Consider the following 21,627-nt stretch of genomic DNA (forward strand, 5'->3'; position numbering starts at 1 on the left):
GATAAACACTGAAACAGTTTTATCCGGGACTTTTTTGATTTTTAAGAGAAAGTATTAATCCATACCAATCAAATAATCGTCATCTTTCATCGCTTCAACAGTCCCTAATAGGTAACCATTACCGACCTGAGAAAAGAAATCGTGATTGCTTGTTCCAGTAGAGATACCATTCATAACAATTGGGTTAACATCATTTGCTGTATCAGCGAACAATGGATCCATACCAAGGTTCATCAAGGCTTTGTTAGCGTTATAACGTAAGAAGGTTTTCACTTCTTCAGTCCAGCCTAAACCGTCATATAATTCTTCAGTATAACGCTCTTCATTTTCATACAACTCATAAAGAAGGTTGTACATCCAATCCTTCATTTCATTTTGTTCTGTTTCAGATAATTCATTGAATCCTAATTGGAATTTGTATCCAATGTAAGTCCCATGAACAGACTCATCACGAATGATCAATTTGATGATTTCAGCAACGTTTGCTAGTTTGTTATTTCCTAAATAATAAAGAGGCGTATAAAAACCAGAATAGAATAAGAACGTTTCTAAAAATACGCTCGCAACTTTCTTTTCTAATGGTGTACCGTTTTTATAAATCTCATTGATTTTTTCTGCTTTTGTTTGCAAATAAACATTTGTATTTGTCCATTCAAAGATATCGTCGATTTCTTTTTTAGTGTTTAATGTACTGAAAATCGATGAGTAACTTTTAGCGTGAACAGATTCCATAAATTGGATATTGTTTAAAACCGCTTCTTCATGTGGTGTACGGACATCATTTCTTAACTGCTCCATACCACTTTCAGACTGAACAGTATCTAACAGGGTCAGACCGCCAAAGACGTAACCTACAGTTGTTTTTTCGAGGTCTGAAAGAGTTCTCCAGTCATCTAGATCATTTGATAAAGGGATCCGAGTATCTAACCAAAATTGTTCTGTTAGTTTCTCCCAAGTTGATTTATCAATCACGTCTTCGATAGCGTTCCAGTTGATTGCTTCATAATATCTTGCCATGTATTTTCCTCCTCATTACCTTTACAATAAAATACAGTAAATCATAGAACAAGGCGACCAGAGGGCGCCTTGTTTCGTTGATCCAGCTTCACAGGCTAGCTCTATCGACAAGTAGATAAATTTCTTTAAAGGACAAAGAGTATCTTTGAAAAAATTTCCTAACTTGCTCAAGAGCTGGTCAAGCCTATACCGCTTTTTTAGATCACACAGCTTTCACATTGGTTACTACCAATCTCTTCAGCATCATCTGTAAACGTTCGTACGTAATAAATCGATTTAACGCCTTTATGGAAAGCATAGTGTCGTAAAATATTCAGATCACGTGTTGTTTGTTTTGGTGAATCTTTCCATTCGTATAAACCTTCTGGAATTTCAGAACGCATAAACAATGTCAAACTCATTCCTTGATCCACATGTTGTTGCGCTGTCGCATAGACATCGATTACTTTTCGCATATCCATGTCATAAGCAGATGTATAATAAGGAATCGTATCATTTGCTAGATAAGGAGCAGGGTAGTAAATTTTTCCGATTTTCTTTTCTTGGCGCTCTTCGATCATACGAGTGATCGGGTGGATACTAGCACTTGTATCATTGATATAAGAAATAGAACCATTAGGTGCTACAGCTAAACGATTTTGGTGGTATAAACCGTCTTTTTTCACTGCATCACGTAAGTTCGCCCAGTCCTCAGAAGTTGGAACAAAAATATCTTTAAAGATTTCTTTGACTTTATCTGATTGTGGTGTGAAGTCTCCTTCAATATATTTGTCAAAATAGGAACCATTCGCATAATCTGATTTTTCAAAATTATGAAAAGTTTCGTTATATTGTTTAGCAATGTTATTACTTTCTACTAAAGTCCAGTAGTTCAATAAAGTAAAGTAAACATTGGTGAAATCAAGTGAGTCTTTAGAACCATATTCCATATGGTTTTTAGCAAAGAAAGTATGCAGACCCATTGCACCGAGTCCAATCGTATGACTTAGTTTATTGCCGTTTTGAATAGAAGGAACCACATCGATATCAGATGCATCAGTCACAAAAGTTAACGCACGTGTCATTGCACGAACAGATTTACCAAAATCAGGACTGTCCATCAAGTTGACGATATTTGTTGAACCTAAGTTACAGCTAATGTCTGTACCAAGTGTTTCATATTCTTGTTTGCCATTTAAAACAGAAGGTGTTTGAACTTGTAAAATTTCTGAACATAAGTTACTCATGATGATCTTGCCATAAGCAGGATTACTTCTATTGGCTGTATCGATATTGATGATATATGGGTAGCCAGATTCTTGTTGTAATTTAGAAATTTCATTTTCTAAATCACGGGCTTTGATTTTACGTTTGCGAATTTTAGGGTTAGCCACTAGATTATCGTATTCTTTTGTAATATCAACATAAGAGAAAGGCACGCCATATTCACGTTCTACACTGTAAGGGCTGAATAAATACATATCTTCATTGTTACGAGCTAATTCATAAAACTTATCAGGAACAACAATACCTAAAGATAAAGTCTTCACACGAACTTTTTCATCCGCATTTTCTTTTTTTGTTGAAAGAAACATTTCGATGTCTGGATGGAAAACGTTTAGGTAAACAACTCCAGCGCCTTGACGTTGACCTAATTGATTAGAATAGCTAAAGCTATCTTCGAATAATTTCATAACAGGAACCACGCCACTAGCAGCGCCTTCGTATCCTTTGATCGGTGCTCCGGCTTCACGTAAATTTGCTAATGTGATCCCCACACCGCCGCCAATACGTGATAATTGTAAAGCAGAGTTGATCGAACGGCCGATACTGTTCATATCATCTGTCACTTGGATCAAGAAACAAGAAACAAGCTCACCACGACGTTTACGTCCAGCATTTAAGAAAGAAGGTGTCGCAGGTTGGTAACGTTGGTGGATCATCTCATCAGCTAAAACTAAAGCCAATTCTTCGTTGCCATCAGCAAAATACAATGCATTGAAAGCCACACGATCTTCGTAGCTTTCTAAGTATTCAGTTCCTTCATTATTTTTAAGTGCATATTGTGAATAAAACTTGTACGCTGCCATAAATGATTTGAATTCAAACTGTTGTTCATCAAGAAACGTATATAGTTGTTCAATAAAACCCATAGAATATTTTTCAATAAATGCTGTTTCTAGGTAGTCATTTTCGATCAAGTAATTAATTTTTTCTTCTATAGTATTAAAAGTTCTTGTATTAGGAAGAACATTTTCTTTGAAGAAAGCTTCCAACGCTTCTTTATCCTTATGTAAAGGAATTTGTCCATCTACAGGACGATTGATCTCATTATTCAGCTTAAAATAGCTAACATCTTTAATTTCTTTTAGACTCAAGTTCATTCACTACTTTCTTAAAGGATTCCACGTCTTCGTTCGTGCCGCTAAATTCAAACGCAAAAAGCATTGGAACGTTGTAATCACGTGCTATGTCTTTGGCTGTATACACATATAACTCTGCGAAATTGAGGTTTCCGCCTCCAGCAACGCCTTGCAAGTATTCTTGATTGTTTTTGTAATCAAGAAAATCGTTCACTACTTCAGTGATTTCTTGGTCATAAGTAGGAACGACTAAGACAAAAGGCTCATTTATCTCAAAAAAAGGATTCGCAGGCTCAATTTCATAAGCTGCTAAATCCAATTTTTTAATGAAGCGTCTCGTTTGTCCGGTGACTGAAAAATAAACAATTTTCATTTTAGCTAGCCAATTGTTTTAATTGATCAGGACGGAATCCTACAACTGTTGTAGCATCAGAAGTGATAACCGGAACACTTTGGAATCCTTGTTCTTTTAACCAGTCGATTGCGTCTGGTTGGATATCGATATTTACTTCTTCAAATGCTATATTATTCTCGCTTAAAAAGCGTTTTGCCATTTTACATTGGATACAATTATTTTTAGAAAAGATTTTTACGTTCATTTTTAATTCCCCCTCAATTAGTTTACTTCACTAGTATAAATCTCTCACGGAAAAAGTCAACACTTAGGCACTACATATTGTGGTTGTTTTTAGATGTAATACCATGTTTTGTGTTTTTGAAAGAAATATGAAAGCACGTATTCTCTAGATTTGAGCGACTTTTATTGCTATTTTTGTGTTTAAAAAAGAAATTTATTAAATTTTGACTTGAAATTTTTTATTCGTAAAGCACAAGATGTAGTGGCCAATCGATAAGAGACACACAAAAAAGGGAACCTATTTTTGTGGGGGAAATATTTTCTTACTATAGGTAGAAAGAAGATTGATTTAAGTATCACAAAAAGGTATACTTGATGAGAACGATTATCAATATCAATGGTATTTTTTATGAAACTTTTTCACAATCATGAAATAGGTTTGAATAGATAATTTCACGAGCTAAAACTGACAAAAAATAGGAGGACCACACAATGTTGACACTGGCACAGGCAAAGTTGAACAAAGTTTATATAATTGAAGAGATACAGGCAGAAGGTTTTGCGAAAAAGCACTTGAATAATCTTGGTCTTGTGCCGGGTGGGAAAGTTGTGTTGGTGAATTATTCTAGTGAGAATGGTATTGTTTTGTTGCGCAACAGCCGAATTGCAATCAATTTATCTGTATTAAAACAGATTACAATAGTAGAAAAAAGCATTGACGAAGAAAACTGGCTATCTCTAGATCAATTAACAGTGGGTGAAAAAGCCCGTGTAATTGGAATTCACGGACAAGGGGCGGTCAAAAGACGATTGATGGATATGGGACTAACCAAAGGGGTGGATATTCTTGTCAGAAAAATGGCGCCTTTAGGGGATCCAATCGAAATCAATCTTCGCGGGTATGAATTAACGTTAAGAAAAAATGAAGCAGAATTAGTCTTGGTACAGAAAGAGGGGTAGAAAAATGAAAGAACAGCACATTGCTCTGACGGGGAATCCAAATAGTGGAAAGACAACAGCGTTCAATGCATTAACAGGGGCAAATCAATATGTAGGAAATTGGCCAGGTGTGACTGTCGAGCGAAAAGAAGGCAAGCTAAAGAAAGAGAAACAAATAACGATTCAAGATTTACCTGGTATTTACTCTCTTTCTCCATACACACCAGAAGAAGTAGTTGCCAGAGACTATTTACTAACTGGGGAACCAGATGTCATCGTCAATATTGTTGATGCGACAAATTTAGAAAGAAATCTGTATTTAACGACTCAATTGATGGAAACGGGTATTCCTGTTGTAGTTGGATTGAATATGATGGATATTTTAGATAAAACTGGAAGGAAAATCAATACTGAAAAACTTTCTTATGGTTTAGGTGTGGATGTACTAGGGATTAGCGCGTTGAAAAATCGGGGACTTGACGAGTTAGTAAAAAAAGCAGTTAAAGCAGTAGAAGCCTCTTCCTCAGAATTAAACTATCCGACTTATGACAATCGCTTAGAGGCCGCCTTAAATGAAATCATGGATGTATTAGGGAACAATGTAGTGGAGAAACAAGTCCGCTGGTATAGTATTAAATTATTCGAAAGAGATGCTAGAGTCCATGAAGAATTAGAGTTAAGCTCGTTACAACAAAATGAAATAGAAGAAATCATTAAGATCACAGAACAAATTTTTGGAGATGATAGTGAAGCCATCGTAATCAATGAACGATATGAATTTATTACCCGTTTAACGGCTCTTTGTTCGATCGAAAAAAATGAAATCACATTCAGTACAAGTGATAAAATTGATCGCATCGTCACCAATCGTTGGTTGGCTTTACCGATTTTTGCTTTGATTATGTGGTTCGTTTATTATTTAGCGATTCAAACTGTAGGCACAATGGGAACCGATTGGATCAATGATGAGTTGTTTGGCAATTTTGTACCAAATACTGTTGAAGGGTTATTAGTGAATTGGCAAGTAGCACCGTGGATGCAAAGTTTGATTTTAGATGGGATCATTGCGGGAGTTGGGGCAGTCTTGGGTTTCTTGCCGCAATTAGTCGTTTTATTCTTATGTTTGGGGTTCTTAGAAGATTGTGGTTATATGTCGAGAATTGCGTTTGTGATGGATCGTTTATTTAGGAAGTTTGGTTTATCAGGTAAATCGTTTATTCCCATGTTGATTGCGACAGGCTGTGGTGTGCCTGGAGTTATGGCCAGTCGTACGATTGAAAATGAAAAAGATCGTAAGATGACGATCATGGTTACGACGTTTATGCCGTGTTCAGCAAAATTACCGATCATTGCTTTGATTGCGGGCGCTTTTTTTCCAAAAAGTAGTTGGGTTTCACCATCCGCTTATTTTATTGGGATCGCTGCAATTGTATTATCAGGAATCGCGTTGAAGAAAACACGTTCATTTTCGGGAGATCCGGCTCCATTTATCATGGAATTACCAGCGTACCATATGCCGCAATTACGTGGTGTGCTCCGTCATGCTTATGATCGTAGTAAATCATTTGTGAAAAAAGCAGGAACGATCATTTTTGTGATGAGTATTATTATTTGGTTTACTTCCACTTATTCATTTACATTGCAAGAGGCAGAGGCTGACCAAAGTATTTTGGCAAACTTAGGGAAAGTCATTGCACCACTATTCGCACCACTTGGGTGGGGATCTTGGCAAGGCGCGGTCGCTACAATAACCGGTTTAGTGGCAAAAGAAAACGTAATTGGCACTTTTGGTATCTTGTTTGGACACTTAGGAGAAGTATCGGAAGATGGTGTAGAAGTTTGGTCAGCCTTACAAGGTGCTTTTACACCTGTCGCTGCGTATTCATTTTTAGTCTTTAATTTATTATGCGCACCGTGTTTTGCAGCGATTGGTGCGATTCGTAGAGAAATGGGCGACTGGAAATGGACCTGGGGCGCGATTGGATATCAATGTGGTTTAGCCTATGTGGTAAGCTTTATTATCTATCAATTTGGACACGTGATCTTTGAGAAGGGTCAAATTGGAGCTGGCATATTTATTGCAGCATTACTTGTGATAGTCATGGGCTATTACTTAGTCAGAAAGCCAAAAGTAACAATAGAACCTGTAGTGACGATGGCGACTTTAGAAAGAGGGTAAGTATATGGCAACATTCATTTTAGCAGTATTGATTTTTGGTGGAGCTGGATATGTTGTTTATTCTCGTATCAAAAAAGGGAAGAGTTGCGATGATTGTCATACGACATGTCCTGTAAAAAAAGAACAAGGGGAGTAAAAAAGGTCAGATATAATGAGATAAAACGAGCGTAATTTATTTTGTTGTATCTGACGTTTCCTCTTGAATAAACGACTTTCAAGTGCTACAATATTTAAGTACTAAATTATTTGGGTCGTTAGCTCAGTTGGTAGAGCAGCTGACTCTTAATCAGCGGGTCATGGGTTCGAGCCCCTTACGACCCATTGGGTGCCAAACCCACGAGAATGGTATTCTGTCGGCGTCTTCGGACGTTTAGAAGATGGAATATGCGTTCTCTTTTTTTGTATTTCTAGACTACTTGCCTTCTAAAAAATAGTAAATATGCAGTAATATATAAAATTAAGCTGTTTGAGATTAATTCAGAAACTAGGCAGAAGTATTGAAACTCTTTTCCCCAAACTATTTCGTCGAATGATCTACGTATCAGCGATGCCAACTTTCAATAGTTTTTGTTCGTAGATACCGCATGTTTTTTCAATAAATGGATGTTTAAAACAAAATGGAAGATTAAATTGACTCTGTTTTTTGTGAATGTTACAATTAGCTCTGGAATTCATTGAATTCCAATGATTTTAGGAGGATGAAAAATGAAAAAGAAAGTACTGTGGTTAATGTCTTGGCTGTCGAACGGGCTTGATGATGAAGCTATAGATAGATTTTATCAGCTTATAAAAGAATTAAAATCCAATGGAAGAATCATTGTTATCGCTAGCCATAATAAAAAAGATATAGAAGAGTTATGTGATTCGATTATTGCTATCAAAGATGGGAGTATTGTTTCATGAGAAAAGTATTTTTGTTTATTGTGTGTGTATGCTTGATTGTTTTTGTCGGAATAAAGCTTTTTAATAATAATAATAATTCCGACAATTTTACTTATGAAAATAATCTAGCTAAAGAAACGACTTTAAAAAATAATAATACTTATACAGTAGTAGCAAACTCTGAGAAACTAGCATCAGGATATTACGATGTATCTGAAATCAACAGCAAAGAGTTGTTTTTAGCTAATGAAAATTTAAATAAAAAAGATGTTATACGTAATCAAGCATTTTATAATACAAACAAGATTCAAACACCAAAGAAAAGCTCAGTCTACTTAACTCCGTCAAAAGAAAAATATTTACCTTTAGAAAAAAACGGCAACGTTCGTTTGAAAAATACTTATGGTAATTTTTTTGTTCCAGATTCAATAAATGGAGAATACAGATTTGAAATTATTGGGGAAGGTAAAGTTTTCTGTCAAATACAGGATATTAATGAAAATACGGGGTTTATAAATAATGTTTTAGAAGATTTTGTGTTTGATAATTCTACTGATATTGTAAAGTCATTGAAGCAAAATACTATCATTTCCTTCTTTAAAAAATCAGGGAACAAAGATCTAATTATATCAGTTACTCCAATATCATAATACTAATTCAGAGAAATATATTTTGTTCATAAAAAAAGTTTAGTGGTCTAGTTCTTTGAACACTATACTAATAAAAATGGTTGAAAGAGCATAAAAAGGGAATAGCGATAATATTTACTTGTATGTGATTTGAATTAAACCGCTTTTAATCAGCGGGTCATGGGTTCGAGCCCCTTACGACCCATTGGGTGCCAAACCCACGAGAATGGTATTCTGTCGGCGTCTTCGGACGTTTAGAAGATGGAATATGCGTTCTCTTTTTTTGTTTATTTTTGACCGATCAATCATAATAATCATATGAAGTGAGTATTCCGTTATTTGATGATAAACTAAAGAAAAGAAGTATACAGGAGGGGAAAAGATGAAAAAGAAACTGATTTATTCATTTATATTACTAGCAGGATTATCGCTAGCTGCCTGTGGAGGCAAAGGCAAGACGGCTGAAAGTTCAACTTCCGCTAAGCATACAGAAAAAACAAGCCAAACAACTAAAGGGAGTACAACAAAATCTAGTACCACAAGTCAAAGTTCCACAAACTCATCTTCAGCTTCATCAGAAACCAAAACAAGTGAAAGTCAATCTGCTGTGAAGTCAGAAAATAATACACCTGCTAAACAAGCAGATGCAGTTTTAAGCCAGCTAAGTTCAGCTTTTCCAAATGATCGCTTACCACAAGCCATACTAACAAGCAGAACAGCTGAATATTTAACGGCAGCAACGACAAGCGCTGCTGATCAAGGAAACTTCAGAATTTTATATTATGCTGAAGATCATGGGATTGTGGTCAATGATCTTGCAGTGAATGATTTACAACCAATTGCCTCATTTGAGAAAAAAACGTATGGTTCGGCTGACGCCGCTGCTAGCGCAGTAAATCAAATTATTGATAATGGTGGTAGTCAGATTGATCTAGGCTATGGAATTAAAGGGTATCAACAAGGCGCGGCAGGATCTAGTTTCTTATCATGGCAAGAAGGAAACTGGAGTATGGTTGTGAGAGCATCTAATATTGGTGGAGAAGTGGCTGAACCTTTAGCCAAAGAAGCAGTGGCCTATTTAGAAACAGCAATGCTGCCAGCACCACAAAATGTTGGTCAAATCTCTTTAACTGCCAGTGTAAGTGATAGTTACCAAACGAATTCAGTAGTATGGCAAATCGGAACGACTGTCTACACGATTCAACACTTCGATGCCATACAAGCACTTAAAATGGCTGTATCGACAAATCAATAAAGCCAATAATTGTTTTTTCAAGGAATTTAAACAAAGTATTAGCAGATTAATAAAAAATTCTACTAATCAAAAAATATTGATGAAAGCCTTACGCCTATTATTTGTTTAAAGAAAGATCGATTTTCAATGGAAAAATAAAGCAGAATCAGCATTGACGAAACATTCACTCATCTTGTACAATGAGTACAGGATAGAAGTGAAATAATAAAATAAAAAAGGCACTTCACAGTTTGGTGGCCGCCAAACTACGAAGCCCTGATAAGTCAAGACACTGACCGATCAAGTTGCCCTCGTCAATGCAAAAGCACTGACATGATTCATTGTACTCAATTTTTAGGAAAATATCTACCCCTAAAAATACTTGTTATGGTGAACATGCTAGCGTTTACTTATTGTACGATACAACGGTATTGGAAGGAATTCTGATACCGTTTTTTATTTTTTACTTCTATCTCTTATTTTAAATATCCTTGTTGAACATGCGTATATATTGGAGGTAAGTATGATTTAACGATTTGGGGTATAATGAATAAAGTTTACCACTATAGGCGTTTGATTTATCTATTGGGGAAGAAAATCAACGACTGAAAAATGTGCTCATTTAAAATCAGAAGCAACTCTTGTTGCCTATAGTGGTAACTTTAAACAGAAGTATAAGAGGATGTCATATACTTTAAACTTATTATAATAGAAGAATTACTATTGAAGCAATTGAAAAGCCGTTAAAAATGTAAAAAAGAGCAGAAACCTAAATCTAAGTACAAAAAAACTTAGTACAATCAGGTTCTGCTCTTATTCTATAATTAAAATAGTTATTGCGTAATGCTGCTTTTGTCTGGTTGAGAATGAGCCAAGCGACTGGCAGCAGCTGCCGCGATTGCACCGACAATGTCATCTAAGAATGTATGAACTTGTGGTCCTTCATGGGAATTCAACTTAGCTAAAATACCTGGTTTTACTTTATCGATATACCCATAATTGGTAAAACCGATTGAGCCATAAACATTAACGATCGAAAGTGCTAAAATTTCATCGATACCATAAAGACCTTCATCTTCCTCTAAAATTTCTTGTAAGGGATGCAGTAATTTTTTTTCTTCAGCTAAGATATCTAACTGAATACCAGTAATGATCGTATTGTGAACTTCACGTTTTGATAAAACACTATCAATATTTTCCATACAAGTTGCCAAATCAAGATCTTCAATATAAGGTTTTTGTAAAAATAAAACTAACTCTGCTAAATCTTCCATTTCGACACCGCGATCTTTTAATAGCTGACGGGCCTTTTTCTCTAACGTTTCTCCTTGTATGACCAAAATGATAACCTCCAAATGCTTCAATTTTAAAATTAAGATACATCAATGGTATACTATTTAAAGAGAAAAATGCAAGGAGAAGATCAATGAATCCACTAATAGAATGTTGTGAACAAAATTTAGCCAAAGGCGCAGAACTATTGTTGAGTGATCCGTTTATTGAAGAAAATGGTGATGTAATCTCTTATTCTTGTATGAATGAATGTGTTCTTTGTGCTCAAACATTCTTTGTTTTGTTTGAAGGCGAACGAATAACTGGTGTTACACCAGAAGAGCTGGTTGAAAATGTAAAAAAAGCTATTTTACGTTGGCAGGAAGAAATGGGATAAAAAAATGGAACTTACCGTAAAACGGCAGGTTCCATTTTTTATTAAAGTATTTTAGCTTCTTTTCCTTCAAATAAACTAGTACTATGCATTGGCTGAGTTCTTGCGTCAGGTTTAATATAGTGCAATGCATTATTTACAGCAGTAGGCGCTTCACCAAAACCTGTGGCAATCAGTTTTACTTTGCCATCATAATTACAAATATCACCAACAGCATATACGCCAGGAATATTTGTGGACATATCTGAATTGACCTCAATCGCATTTCGGCTGACATCTAAGCCCCAGTCTTTTAAATGACTTAGTGATGAAGTAAAGCCATAATTGATAATCAATGAATCCAAATCAAGTTGTTCAAAATTATCGGCTTTTGTTTCTTTTAATTGAATGCCTTTGAATGAGTTGTTTTCTACCAATAATTGGTCAATAACATAAGGCGTATAAATAGAGACTTCAGAGTTTTTTAAATTATCCACACTATGCTCATGCCCGCGGAATTCAGGTCGACGATGGATAATCGAAACTTCTTCTGCGATAGGTTCTAACATCAAGGCCCAATCGATAGCAGAGTCACCCCCGCCAGCTATAGCAACTTTTTTTCCAGAAAACTTGTCCATATCTGTAACATAATAATGCACATGATTCCCTTCAAGCTCTGCTGCACCATCAATGGTTAAACGGCGAGGCTGGAATGAGCCATTTCCAATCGCAAAGATGACCGCTTTAGAATAGTGAACACCTTTGGATGTTTCGATGCGTAAGTAGCCATCTTCTTGAACCAAATTCTTCACTTCTTCTTCTAGACAAGTTTCATGAGCAAAAGGAGCAATTTGTTTTTCTAAATTTTCAATCAGTTCACTCGCTTTGATTGCCGGAAAACCAGGAACATCATAAATATATTTTTCAGGGTAAAGCGTCGATAACTGACCACCAAGTTGGGGCAAACTATCAATGATTTTAGTCTTTGCTTTACGAATCCCTGCATAAAAAGCGGCGAAAAGGCCGACAGGACCTGCACCGACGATGGTTAGATCATATATGTTTTTTGAATCAGACATCAAAATTTCCTCCTGTTTCTATAATAAAAAAAGTTTTCATCTATAAAAAATGAAACCAAAAATGTAGTATATCGTTTTTCACAAAATATCACTTGTAACAGAAAAAAGCAAGTAGGAGTTTGTGAAAAAAAGTTTCTCTTAAAAGATTATCAAAGATATTGGAATTTCCAAGTGAACTTCGTTATGATATTATAAGTAAGTAAAAATTAACGAGGAGGAAATAAGTATGTCAGAATTTCCACAATTAGATTTAGCAAATGTTAAAGGCCCTAAAGCCGTGATAAAAACGAACCGCGGAGATATTACGGTTCAACTTTTCCCAGAGCATGCACCTAAAACAGTTGAAAATTTTGTTCAACTAGCGAAAAAAGGGTACTACGATGGTGTAATCTTTCATCGAGTGATCCCTGACTTCATGATTCAAGGAGGCGACCCTACTGGAACAGGTATGGGCGGGGAAAGTATTTACGGAGAAAAATTTGAAGATGAATTTTCAAAAGATGTGTTCAATTTACGCGGGGCGCTATCAATGGCTAATGCTGGACCAAACACTAATGGAAGTCAATTCTTCATCGTAAACAATCAAAACGTACCAGCTAATATGTTTGGTCAATTAGAAGGAGCAGGATTCCCTACAGAGGTGATCGAAGCGTATAAAAAAGGTGGAACACCATGGCTAGACTTCCGCCACACTGTCTTTGGACATGTTGTAGAGGGCATGGATGTAGTTGATGAAATCGGCGGAGTACAAAGAGATTCTCAAGATCGTCCAACTTTTGATGTAGTGATCGAAAAAGTCGAAATCAGCGAATAATAGTTTTGTAACGTAAAAAAAGTGGAGCCTAAACATATGACCGTTTAGACTCCACTTTTTATTTTATTCAAAAGCATTTTTGATTCTACGTAAGCCTTCTAAAAGAGTTTCTTTTGGACAAGCAACATTTAGACGCATATGTTGTGTGCCGCCAGGACCAAAACTAATTCCTGGATTCAGGACAACTTTTCCTTTATGCACCAGTTGTTTTTGTAATTGTGCATCGGTTAAACCGAGAGCAGAAAAATCTAACCAAATCAAGTAAGTTCCTTCAGGTCTCATCATGTTGACTTCAGGAAGTTCAGCTTTTAAGAATTCACTGACAGTGTCGATATTTTCTTTAAGATAAACAAGCAATTCTTCTAACCAAGTATCGCCATTTTGATAGGCCGCTTCTGTTCCAACATAACCGAAAACATTGATTTCATTTTGAGAATTACGTTCTTGGGCTACCAGAAATTTTTTACGTAGATCAGGATTTTCAATAAAAATCATTGAATTTTTAATGCCAGCTAGGTTAAATGTTTTCGTTGCAGCGGTTAAAGTAATCGAAAAATCTTTGAATGTTGAGTGAACATTTGTGAATGTCGTAAATACGTGAGGAGCAAAAATCAAATCTTGATGGATCTCATCACTGACAACAAGCACATCGTATTTTGCACATAATTTACCGAAAGCTTCCAACTCACTTTTAGTCCAAACACGTCCGCCGGGATTATGAGGGTTACAAAGGATGAAAAGACGGATATTTTCGGTAATAATTTGTTTTTCTATCTCTTCGAGATTCATAACAAAGTGGTCTTGCTCAATTAGTAATCGACTTCGAACGAGTTTCCGATCATTTTGTTCTACAACTTTAGCGAACGGAGGATAGACTGGATCATGGATCAAAATTGCATCACCAGGTTCAGTATAAGCTTGAATAGCTAAAGAGAGACTTGGCACAACACCGCTATTGAAAAGGATTGCTTCTTTATTGACAGAATAATCATGGTGCCGCTTTTGCCAACTCTGAATTGCTTCATATAATGAATCAGGAGCAGGTGAGTACCCTAAAATACCTTGTTCTACACTTTCTTTTAATGCATCTAGCACAGGTTGATTCGCTTTAAAATCCATATCAGCTATCCATAATGGCAATAAGCCATCTTCTCCGTAGGTATCTTTAATGGAATCCCACTTAGAGCAATTTGTATTACGGCGATTATAGACTGTATCAAATTCTATCATTCAATTCTTCCTTTCTATTAAAACTATTTTTCGTTAAATAAAACTTAACTATAGTATAATGGAGTTTTCATAAAATATGAACAAAAAGAATCAATAATATATATAGTAGAAATAAAGTCATGCACTTTTTAATGGAACGTGATATCATTTTAGTTGAGATAATTATTTTGATGGGAATAATGAAAAGAGGATACTAATATGGAATACAAAATAGGATTGATTCTTAACGGAACAATCACAGGACTACAGCCCTATGGTGCTTTTGTTTCATTGAGCGACACAGTTCAAGGATTAATACATGTTTCAGAAGTACAGGCAGGGTATACTAAAAACATTCATAGCATATTAACGGTTGGAGAAAAAGTCAAAGTTCAAGTAATCGATATTGATGAATATTCACAAAAAATTAGTTTATCTTTAAGAACTTTAGAAACCCAAGTATTGCCGCCAAACCACCGACGTAAAAAATATTTTACGAACAAAAATAAAAAAATTGGCTTTGAAACGTTAAGAAAAGAGCTCCCTATCTGGACTGATGAAGCCATGGATGAATTGTTCGAGAAATAATTCTGTTTTTTTTCAGAAAATATGGTACAATTTTCCTAGTTTCTGAAAACAAAAATTAATTGAGGTGGATGTTTTGTCTAACAAAAAAGTCGCTGGTACTATTATGCTGAACCTAAATGATGGTTCAAAGAAGTTTCTTGTTCATCCAGTGGGTGAGTCAATGGCGTTTGTTACAACAAAAGTTTCTGAAGATATGACGGGATTAGCAAGTATGTTGCAAGTTTTCAAAGAAGAAATTCAACTAGATGTTACTTCAATTAATTTAGTAGAGCTAACAAATGCACATACGGATGCTGAAAATATGCCTTTATTTGTATTTGAAATGAATGAAGATCATGCAGTTCCTACAATCAATGATAACTATGTGTGGGAAAAACCATCTGAATTAAAAAATTTACTAGCTTCTTATGATATTGAAGGAGTCCCGATGTTTTAAAATTAAACAGATACATAAAGATAAAAGGATATTTTTACTGTACACCTTTTATTCTAGAATTAAAGGACGGAGCAAACCTAATGTATGGTTTTGTACCGTCTTTTTTTAAATTTATTATGGAGGATACATTATGAAACTAGAGCAAGCAAAAATCACAGATGCTAAAACGGCTATCGGATTATTGAAAGAAAGTGCGCAGTGGCTGAAAGAAACAGGTAGTGATCAATGGTCAGATGTTTTACAAGGAAAAGATAAACATGGCTTAGCTGATGCTGTTGGAAAAGGAGAGGTCTATTTCTTCTATAATAGTAAAAACGAACTAGTAGGAATGGCAGCTGCATGGAAAGTACCAACGGAATGGGATAAAATGCTTTGGCAAGAGTTTGGGTTCGATCAAACGGCCTGTTACTTTCATCGTGTAATCATCCGACCACTCTATAGAAGAAATGCATATGGAAAAGAATTGTTAAACGCATTAAAGCAACGATTTAGCGGTGAAGTCTCTGAATTGCGCTTAGATTGTTTAGCCAGTAATCAGAAGTTGGTACGATTTTATAGAAGCAATGAATTCATTAACGTGGGAAGTTCAACCGATTCAAAAGGAAATAAATTCGAACTATTTTCGTATGATATGAAATAACAATCGTGATTAGATAGTATTTCAATGTAAACTATAATGTGAAATGAAATTTATATCGTAAAGACGAAAGAACATTTAAATGTAACAAAATCGAAGAAAAAACTTTTTAATTTTTTTAAAGAAAATGGTTGACCAATTAAGAAAAACTTGTTATATTATATCTTGTCGCAAGGCACTGATGAAATACGCCAAACGACAAAAATAGAATAACATTTCAGGTTTTAAAAAAACTTGAAAAATCAGGAAAAAAGTTGTTGACAAATAACAAACGACCTGATAAACTAATGAAGTTGTCGCGAAACATTCGATAACATCAAGCAGAAAAAACTTTGAAACTTTTTTTTAAAAAAAGTGTTGACATCAAATCGAAGATTTGATACGATATAAAAGTTGCTGCGAGGTAACACGGTAGACCTTTGAAAACTGAACAAAGTAAGACGAACCAAATGTGTAGGTTGTTTTTACAACGGTAAAAACAAACAACAATTTTTAACAAAGCGAAGCAATATGCTAGCAAACAAATGAGCTTAACAATCTTCGGATTGTGTTCAACTTTTATTATGAGAGTTTGATCCTGGCTCAGGACGAACGCTGGCGGCGTGCCTAATACATGCAAGTCGAACGCTTCTTTTCTACCGAGTGCTTGCACTCATTTGAAAAGAGGAGTGGCGGACGGGTGAGTAACACGTGGGTAACCTACCCATCAGAGGGGGATAACACTTGGAAACAGGTGCTAATACCGCATAACAGTCGACACCACATGGTGTTGATTTGAAAGACGCTTTCGGGTGTCACTGATGGATGGACCCGCGGTGCATTAGCTAGTTGGTGAGGTAACGGCTCACCAAGGCCATGATGCATAGCCGACCTGAGAGGGTGATCGGCCACACTGGGACTGAGACACGGCCCAGACTCCTACGGGAGGCAGCAGTAGGGAATCTTCGGCAATGGACGAAAGTCTGACCGAGCAACGCCGCGTGAGTGAAGAAGGTTTTCGGATCGTAAAACTCTGTTGTTAGAGAAGAACAAGTAGGAGAGTAACTGCTCTTACCTTGACGGTATCTAACCAGAAAGCCACGGCTAACTACGTGCCAGCAGCCGCGGTAATACGTAGGTGGCAAGCGTTGTCCGGATTTATTGGGCGTAAAGCGAGCGCAGGCGGTTTCTTAAGTCTGATGTGAAAGCCCCCGGCTCAACCGGGGAGGGTCATTGGAAACTGGGAGACTTGAGTGCAGAAGAGGAGAGTGGAATTCCATGTGTAGCGGTGAAATGCGTAGATATATGGAGGAACACCAGTGGCGAAGGCGACTCTCTGGTCTGTAACTGACGCTGAGGCTCGAAAGCGTGGGGAGCAAACAGGATTAGATACCCTGGTAGTCCACGCCGTAAACGATGAGTGCTAAGTGTTGGAGGGTTTCCGCCCTTCAGTGCTGCAGCTAACGCATTAAGCACTCCGCCTGGGGAGTACGACCGCAAGGTTGAAACTCAAAGGAATTGACGGGGGCCCGCACAAGCGGTGGAGCATGTGGTTTAATTCGAAGCAACGCGAAGAACCTTACCAGGTCTTGACATCCTTTGACCACTCTAGAGATAGAGCTTTCCCTTCGGGGACAAAGTGACAGGTGGTGCATGGTTGTCGTCAGCTCGTGTCGTGAGATGTTGGGTTAAGTCCCGCAACGAGCGCAACCCTTATTGTTAGTTGCCATCATTCAGTTGGGCACTCTAGCGAGACTGCCGGTGACAAACCGGAGGAAGGTGGGGATGACGTCAAATCATCATGCCCCTTATGACCTGGGCTACACACGTGCTACAATGGGAAGTACAACGAGTCGCTAGGCCGCGAGGTCATGCAAATCTCTTAAAGCTTCTCTCAGTTCGGATTGTAGGCTGCAACTCGCCTACATGAAGCCGGAATCGCTAGTAATCGCGGATCAGCACGCCGCGGTGAATACGTTCCCGGGCCTTGTACACACCGCCCGTCACACCACGAAAGTTTGTAACACCCGAAGTCGGTGAGGTAACCCTTGTGGAGCCAGCCGCCTAAGGTGGGATAGATGATTGGGGTGAAGTCGTAACAAGGTAGCCGTATCGGAAGGTGCGGCTGGATCACCTCCTTTCTAAGGAATATTACGGAAACTTACACATTCGTCGACACTTTGTTCAGTTTTGAGAGGTTTACTCTCAAATTAATAAGTACCACGGGGCCTTAGCTCAGCTGGGAGAGCGCCTGCTTTGCACGCAGGAGGTCAGCGGTTCGATCCCGCTAGGCTCCATTAGTAACCAATGGGTTACTAGAATTGTTCATTGAAAACTGGATATTGAAGTAAAAAAGTAATCAAAACAAACCGAGAACACCGCGTTGAATGAGTTTTTTAATTAAAATAGTTCGAATGCTTATTTTATTGGTGACGCCTCTATCGCTAGAGAAACGAACCAAACAAACTGACCGTAAGGTCATAAGGTTAAGTGAATAAGGGCGCACGGTGGATGCCTTGGCATTAGGAGCCGATGAAGGACGGGACTAACACCGATATGCTTTGGGGAGCTGTAAGTGAGCTATGATCCAGAGATTTCCGAATGGGGAAACCCAACATCTTTTATAGGATGTTACTTGCCAGTGAATACATAGCTGGTTAGAGGTAGACGCAGAGAACTGAAACATCTTAGTACCTGCAGGAAGAGAAAGAAAATTCGATTCCCTGAGTAGCGGCGAGCGAAACGGGAAGAGCCCAAACCAACAAGCTTGCTTGTTGGGGTTGTAGGACTCCGTTGTGGTAGTCTGTCAAGATAGTCGAAGAATCTGGAAAGGTTCGCCAAAGTGGGTAATAGCCCCGTAGACGAAATGTTGGCAACACCTAGGAGGATCCTGAGTACGGCGGAACACGAGAAATTCCGTCGGAATCCGCGGGGACCATCCCGCAAGGCTAAATACTCCCTAATGACCGATAGTGAACCAGTACCGTGAGGGAAAGGTGAAAAGCACCCCGGAAGGGGAGTGAAATAGATCCTGAAACCGTGTGCCTACAACAAGTCAAAGCCCGTTAATGGGTAATGGCGTGCCTTTTGTAGAATGAACCGGCGAGTTACGATTGCATGCGAGGTTAAGGTGAAGAGCCGGAGCCGCAGCGAAAGCGAGTCTGAATAGGGCGAATGAGTATGTAGTCGTAGACCCGAAACCATGTGATCTACCCATGGCCAGGTTGAAGGTGTGGTAAAACGCACTGGAGGACCGAACCCACGTACGTTGAAAAGTGCGGGGATGAGCTGTGGGTAGCGGAGAAATTCCAAACGAACTTGGAGATAGCTGGTTCTCTCCGAAATAGCTTTAGGGCTAGCGTCGAAGTTAAGAATGATGGAGGTAGAGCACTGTTTGGACTAGGGGCCCATCTCGGGTTACCGAATTCAGATAAACTCCGAATGCCATTCATTCATATTCGGCAGTCAGACTGCGAGTGATAAGATCCGTAGTCGAAAGGGAAACAGCCCAGACCACCAGCTAAGGTCCCAAAATATATGTTAAGTGGAAAAGGATGTGGGGTTGCACAGACAACTAGGATGTTGGCTCAGAAGCAGCCACCATTTAAAGAGTGCGTAATAGCTCACTAGTCGAGTGACCCTGCGCCGAAAATGTACCGGGGCTAAACATATTACCGAAGCTGTGGATCACACCTCTGGTGTGATGGTAGGAGAGCGTTCTAAGGGCGTTGAAGGTCGATCGTGAGGACGGCTGGAGCGCTTAGAAGTGAGAATGCCGGTATGAGTAGCGAAAGACGGGTGAGAATCCCGTCCACCGTATGACTAAGGTTTCCTGGGGAAGGCTCGTCCGCCCAGGGTTAGTCGGGACCTAAGCCGAGGCCGATAGGCGTAGGCGATGGACAACAGGTTGATATTCCTGTACCAGTTGTTTTTGTTTGAGCAATGGAGGGACGCAGGAGGCTAAGGAATGCATGCGACTGGAAGTGCATGTCCAAGCAGTAAGTCTTGAGTAGAGTCAAATGCTTTACTCTATACGGACAAGCTGTGATGGGGAGGGAAATAATAGTACCGAAGTTCCTGATGTCACACTGTCAAGAAAAGCTTCTAGTGAGAAAACAACTGCCCGTACCGTAAACCGACACAGGTAGTCGAGGAGAGTATCCTAAGGTGAGCGAGCGAACTCTCGTTAAGGAACTCGGCAAAATGACCCCGTAACTTCGGGAGAAGGGGTGCTGACTTCGGTCAGCCGCAGTGAATAGGCCCAAGCGACTGTTTATCAAAAACACAGGTCTCTGCAAAATCGAAAGATGAAGTATAGGGGCTGACGCCTGCCCGGTGCTGGAAGGTTAAGAGGATGGGTTAGCTTCGGCGAAGCTCAGAATTGAAGCCCCAGTAAACGGCGGCCGTAACTATAACGGTCCTAAGGTAGCGAAATTCCTTGTCGGGTAAGTTCCGACCCGCACGAAAGGCGTAACGATTTGGGCACTGTCTCAACGAGAGACTCGGTGAAATTTTAGTACCTGTGAAGATGCAGGTTACCCGCGACAGGACGGAAAGACCCCATGGAGCTTTACTGTAGCTTGATATTGAGTGTTTGTACCACATGTACAGGATAGGTAGGAGCCGATGAACCCGGAACGCTAGTTTCGGTGGAGGCGCTGGTGGGATACTACCCTTGTGTTATGAACCCTCTAACCCGCACCACTTATCGTGGTGGGAGACAGTGTCAGGTGGGCAGTTTGACTGGGGCGGTCGCCTCCTAAAGAGTAACGGAGGCGCCCAAAGGTTCCCTCAGAATGGTTGGAAATCATTCGCAGAGTGTAAAGGCAGAAGGGAGCTTGACTGCGAGACTTACAAGTCGAGCAGGGACGAAAGTCGGGCTTAGTGATCCGGTGGTTCCGCATGGAAGGGCCATCGCTCAACGGATAAAAGCTACCCTGGGGATAACAGGCTTATCTCCCCCAAGAGTCCACATCGACGGGGAGGTTTGGCACCTCGATGTCGGCTCGTCGCATCCTGGGGCTGTAGTCGGTCCCAAGGGTTGGGCTGTTCGCCCATTAAAGCGGCACGCGAGCTGGGTTCAGAACGTCGTGAGACAGTTCGGTCCCTATCCGTCGCGGGCGTTGGAAATTTGAGAGGAGCTGTCCTTAGTACGAGAGGACCGGGATGGACTTACCGCTGGTGTACCAGTTGTTCTGCCAAGGGCATTGCTGGGTAGCTATGTAGGGAAGGGATAAACGCTGAAAGCATCTAAGTGTGAAGCCCACCTCAAGATGAGATTTCCCATTTCTTTAAGAAAGTAAGACCCCTGAGAGATGATCAGGTAGATAGGTTGGAAGTGGAAGTGCAGTGATGTACGGAGCGGACCAATACTAATCGGTCGAGGACTTAACCAAAGAAACGAAATAAAAAAGTTTTTTCGGAATGTTTGATTACTACTT

General features: G+C 38.8%; 18 protein-coding genes, 2 tRNA genes and 2 rRNA genes. 15 read left to right on the top strand and 7 right to left on the bottom strand.

Annotated elements, in window-relative coordinates; all coding sequences use genetic code 11:
• Positions 1-54: 54 nt before the first annotated feature.
• The 4 genes from nrdF to nrdH all read right to left on the bottom strand — a co-directional run bounded on the left by nrdF (position 55) and on the right by nrdH (position 3,958).
• Positions 55-1,017, bottom strand: a complete 963-nt coding sequence (nrdF, locus tag AC4BB7_RS04065; RefSeq protein WP_490484515.1) for a class 1b ribonucleoside-diphosphate reductase subunit beta — start codon at positions 1,015-1,017, stop codon at positions 55-57.
• A 197-nt stretch (positions 1,018-1,214) separates the two neighbouring features.
• Positions 1,215-3,374: a class 1b ribonucleoside-diphosphate reductase subunit alpha gene (gene nrdE, locus AC4BB7_RS04070; RefSeq protein ID WP_490484516.1), complete on the bottom strand. Its 2,160-nt coding sequence runs from the start codon at positions 3,372-3,374 to the stop codon at positions 1,215-1,217.
• Positions 3,355-3,732, bottom strand: a complete 378-nt coding sequence (nrdI, locus tag AC4BB7_RS04075; RefSeq protein WP_010770961.1) for a class Ib ribonucleoside-diphosphate reductase assembly flavoprotein NrdI — start codon at positions 3,730-3,732, stop codon at positions 3,355-3,357. Before nrdI ends, nrdE begins: the two co-directional genes overlap by 20 nt.
• A 1-nt stretch (position 3,733) precedes the next feature.
• Positions 3,734-3,958: a glutaredoxin-like protein NrdH gene (nrdH, locus tag AC4BB7_RS04080; protein WP_010760423.1), complete on the bottom strand. Its 225-nt coding sequence runs from the start codon at positions 3,956-3,958 to the stop codon at positions 3,734-3,736.
• Positions 3,959-4,428: 470 nt separating this feature from the next.
• On the opposite strand from nrdH, the gene AC4BB7_RS04085 reads away from it, so the two are divergent.
• The 7 genes from AC4BB7_RS04085 to AC4BB7_RS04115 all read left to right on the top strand — a co-directional run bounded on the left by AC4BB7_RS04085 (position 4,429) and on the right by AC4BB7_RS04115 (position 9,820).
• Positions 4,429-4,896 (top strand): FeoA family protein, encoded by a 468-nt coding sequence (locus tag AC4BB7_RS04085; protein ID WP_086315670.1) that lies wholly within the window; start codon positions 4,429-4,431, stop codon positions 4,894-4,896.
• Positions 4,897-4,900: 4 nt separating this feature from the next.
• On the top strand, positions 4,901-7,054 hold the full coding sequence (gene feoB / locus AC4BB7_RS04090) for a ferrous iron transport protein B (RefSeq protein WP_490484517.1): 2,154 nt from the start codon (positions 4,901-4,903) through the stop codon (positions 7,052-7,054).
• A 4-nt stretch (positions 7,055-7,058) separates the two neighbouring features.
• The gene (locus AC4BB7_RS04095) at positions 7,059-7,190 is read left to right on the top strand and encodes a FeoB-associated Cys-rich membrane protein (RefSeq protein WP_086315672.1); all 132 of its coding nucleotides are present in this window, start codon (positions 7,059-7,061) and stop codon (positions 7,188-7,190) included.
• Positions 7,191-7,302: 112 nt separating this feature from the next.
• Positions 7,303-7,375: transfer RNA gene (locus AC4BB7_RS04100), tRNA-Lys, on the top strand.
• A 384-nt stretch (positions 7,376-7,759) separates the two neighbouring features.
• Positions 7,760-7,957 carry a P-loop NTPase family protein gene (locus tag AC4BB7_RS04105; RefSeq protein WP_212637431.1) on the top strand — a complete coding sequence of 66 codons (198 nt, stop codon included), beginning with the start codon at positions 7,760-7,762 and terminating at the stop codon, positions 7,955-7,957.
• Positions 7,954-8,586 (top strand): hypothetical protein, encoded by a 633-nt coding sequence (locus tag AC4BB7_RS04110; RefSeq protein ID WP_490484518.1) that lies wholly within the window; start codon positions 7,954-7,956, stop codon positions 8,584-8,586. Before AC4BB7_RS04105 ends, AC4BB7_RS04110 begins: the two co-directional genes overlap by 4 nt.
• Positions 8,587-8,947: 361 nt before the next feature.
• Positions 8,948-9,820, top strand: coding sequence for a hypothetical protein (locus AC4BB7_RS04115; protein WP_490484519.1), 873 nt, complete (start codon positions 8,948-8,950; stop codon positions 9,818-9,820).
• 812 nt (positions 9,821-10,632) lie between these two features.
• Here AC4BB7_RS04115 and AC4BB7_RS04120 read toward each other — a convergent pair.
• The gene (locus AC4BB7_RS04120; protein ID WP_086315675.1) at positions 10,633-11,139 is read right to left on the bottom strand and encodes a phosphatidylglycerophosphatase A family protein; all 507 of its coding nucleotides are present in this window, start codon (positions 11,137-11,139) and stop codon (positions 10,633-10,635) included.
• An 86-nt stretch (positions 11,140-11,225) separates the two neighbouring features.
• On the opposite strand from AC4BB7_RS04120, the gene AC4BB7_RS04125 reads away from it, so the two are divergent.
• Positions 11,226-11,468, top strand: a complete 243-nt coding sequence (locus AC4BB7_RS04125) for a DUF1450 domain-containing protein (RefSeq protein ID WP_490484520.1) — start codon at positions 11,226-11,228, stop codon at positions 11,466-11,468.
• Positions 11,469-11,509: 41 nt separating this feature from the next.
• On the opposite strand, the gene AC4BB7_RS04130 is transcribed toward AC4BB7_RS04125, so the two are convergent.
• Positions 11,510-12,523 (bottom strand): NAD(P)/FAD-dependent oxidoreductase, encoded by a 1,014-nt coding sequence (locus AC4BB7_RS04130; RefSeq protein ID WP_086315677.1) that lies wholly within the window; start codon positions 12,521-12,523, stop codon positions 11,510-11,512.
• 226 nt (positions 12,524-12,749) lie between these two features.
• Here AC4BB7_RS04130 and AC4BB7_RS04135 point away from each other — a divergent pair, with 226 nt between their 5' ends.
• Positions 12,750-13,337: a peptidylprolyl isomerase gene (locus tag AC4BB7_RS04135; protein WP_025871441.1), complete on the top strand. Its 588-nt coding sequence runs from the start codon at positions 12,750-12,752 to the stop codon at positions 13,335-13,337.
• Between the two features lie 63 nt (positions 13,338-13,400).
• On the opposite strand, the gene AC4BB7_RS04140 is transcribed toward AC4BB7_RS04135, so the two are convergent.
• On the bottom strand, positions 13,401-14,567 hold the full coding sequence (locus tag AC4BB7_RS04140) for a MalY/PatB family protein (protein WP_490484521.1): 1,167 nt from the start codon (positions 14,565-14,567) through the stop codon (positions 13,401-13,403).
• Between the two features lie 198 nt (positions 14,568-14,765).
• Here AC4BB7_RS04140 and AC4BB7_RS04145 point away from each other — a divergent pair, with 198 nt between their 5' ends.
• The 6 genes from AC4BB7_RS04145 to AC4BB7_RS04170 all read left to right on the top strand — a co-directional run bounded on the left by AC4BB7_RS04145 (position 14,766) and on the right by AC4BB7_RS04170 (position 21,582).
• Positions 14,766-15,134, top strand: coding sequence for a CvfD/Ygs/GSP13 family RNA-binding post-transcriptional regulator (locus tag AC4BB7_RS04145; RefSeq protein ID WP_086315679.1), 369 nt, complete (start codon positions 14,766-14,768; stop codon positions 15,132-15,134).
• A gap of 64 nt (positions 15,135-15,198) precedes the next feature.
• Complete coding sequence (locus AC4BB7_RS04150; protein WP_170923060.1) at positions 15,199-15,570, top strand: hypothetical protein; 372 nt, start codon at positions 15,199-15,201, stop codon at positions 15,568-15,570.
• A 130-nt stretch (positions 15,571-15,700) separates the two neighbouring features.
• A complete protein-coding gene (locus tag AC4BB7_RS04155; protein ID WP_490484522.1) occupies positions 15,701-16,210 on the top strand; it encodes a GNAT family N-acetyltransferase in 510 nt (169 codons plus the stop codon).
• Positions 16,211-16,766: 556 nt separating this feature from the next.
• A 16S ribosomal RNA gene (locus tag AC4BB7_RS04160) occupies positions 16,767-18,327 on the top strand.
• 83 nt (positions 18,328-18,410) lie between these two features.
• Positions 18,411-18,483: transfer RNA gene (locus tag AC4BB7_RS04165), tRNA-Ala, on the top strand.
• 187 nt (positions 18,484-18,670) lie between these two features.
• A 23S ribosomal RNA gene (locus AC4BB7_RS04170) occupies positions 18,671-21,582 on the top strand.
• The 16S and 23S rRNA genes sit together here with 1 tRNA gene alongside, the layout of an rRNA operon.
• Positions 21,583-21,627: the final 45 nt, after the last annotated feature.

The sequence above is a fragment of the Enterococcus sp. AAFC-DPL-5182 genome (genome assembly GCF_058216605.1).

Excerpts from the sequence above, each read along its gene's own strand:
- nrdF (WP_490484515.1), bottom strand. The coding sequence starts at position 1,017 with ATGGCAAGATATTATGAAGCAATCAACTGGAACGCTATCGAAGACGTG.
- nrdI (WP_010770961.1), bottom strand. The coding sequence starts at position 3,732 with ATGAAAATTGTTTATTTTTCAGTCACCGGACAAACGAGACGCTTCATT.
- nrdH (WP_010760423.1), bottom strand. The coding sequence starts at position 3,958 with ATGAACGTAAAAATCTTTTCTAAAAATAATTGTATCCAATGTAAAATG.
- AC4BB7_RS04085 (WP_086315670.1), top strand. The coding sequence starts at position 4,429 with ATGTTGACACTGGCACAGGCAAAGTTGAACAAAGTTTATATAATTGAA.
- feoB (WP_490484517.1), top strand. The coding sequence starts at position 4,901 with ATGAAAGAACAGCACATTGCTCTGACGGGGAATCCAAATAGTGGAAAG.
- AC4BB7_RS04095 (WP_086315672.1), top strand. The coding sequence starts at position 7,059 with ATGGCAACATTCATTTTAGCAGTATTGATTTTTGGTGGAGCTGGATAT.
- AC4BB7_RS04105 (WP_212637431.1), top strand. The coding sequence starts at position 7,760 with ATGAAAAAGAAAGTACTGTGGTTAATGTCTTGGCTGTCGAACGGGCTT.
- AC4BB7_RS04110 (WP_490484518.1), top strand. The coding sequence starts at position 7,954 with ATGAGAAAAGTATTTTTGTTTATTGTGTGTGTATGCTTGATTGTTTTT.
- AC4BB7_RS04115 (WP_490484519.1), top strand. The coding sequence starts at position 8,948 with ATGAAAAAGAAACTGATTTATTCATTTATATTACTAGCAGGATTATCG.
- AC4BB7_RS04125 (WP_490484520.1), top strand. The coding sequence starts at position 11,226 with ATGAATCCACTAATAGAATGTTGTGAACAAAATTTAGCCAAAGGCGCA.
- AC4BB7_RS04130 (WP_086315677.1), bottom strand. The coding sequence starts at position 12,523 with ATGTCTGATTCAAAAAACATATATGATCTAACCATCGTCGGTGCAGGT.
- AC4BB7_RS04135 (WP_025871441.1), top strand. The coding sequence starts at position 12,750 with ATGTCAGAATTTCCACAATTAGATTTAGCAAATGTTAAAGGCCCTAAA.
- AC4BB7_RS04140 (WP_490484521.1), bottom strand. The coding sequence starts at position 14,567 with ATGATAGAATTTGATACAGTCTATAATCGCCGTAATACAAATTGCTCT.
- AC4BB7_RS04145 (WP_086315679.1), top strand. The coding sequence starts at position 14,766 with ATGGAATACAAAATAGGATTGATTCTTAACGGAACAATCACAGGACTA.
- AC4BB7_RS04155 (WP_490484522.1), top strand. The coding sequence starts at position 15,701 with ATGAAACTAGAGCAAGCAAAAATCACAGATGCTAAAACGGCTATCGGA.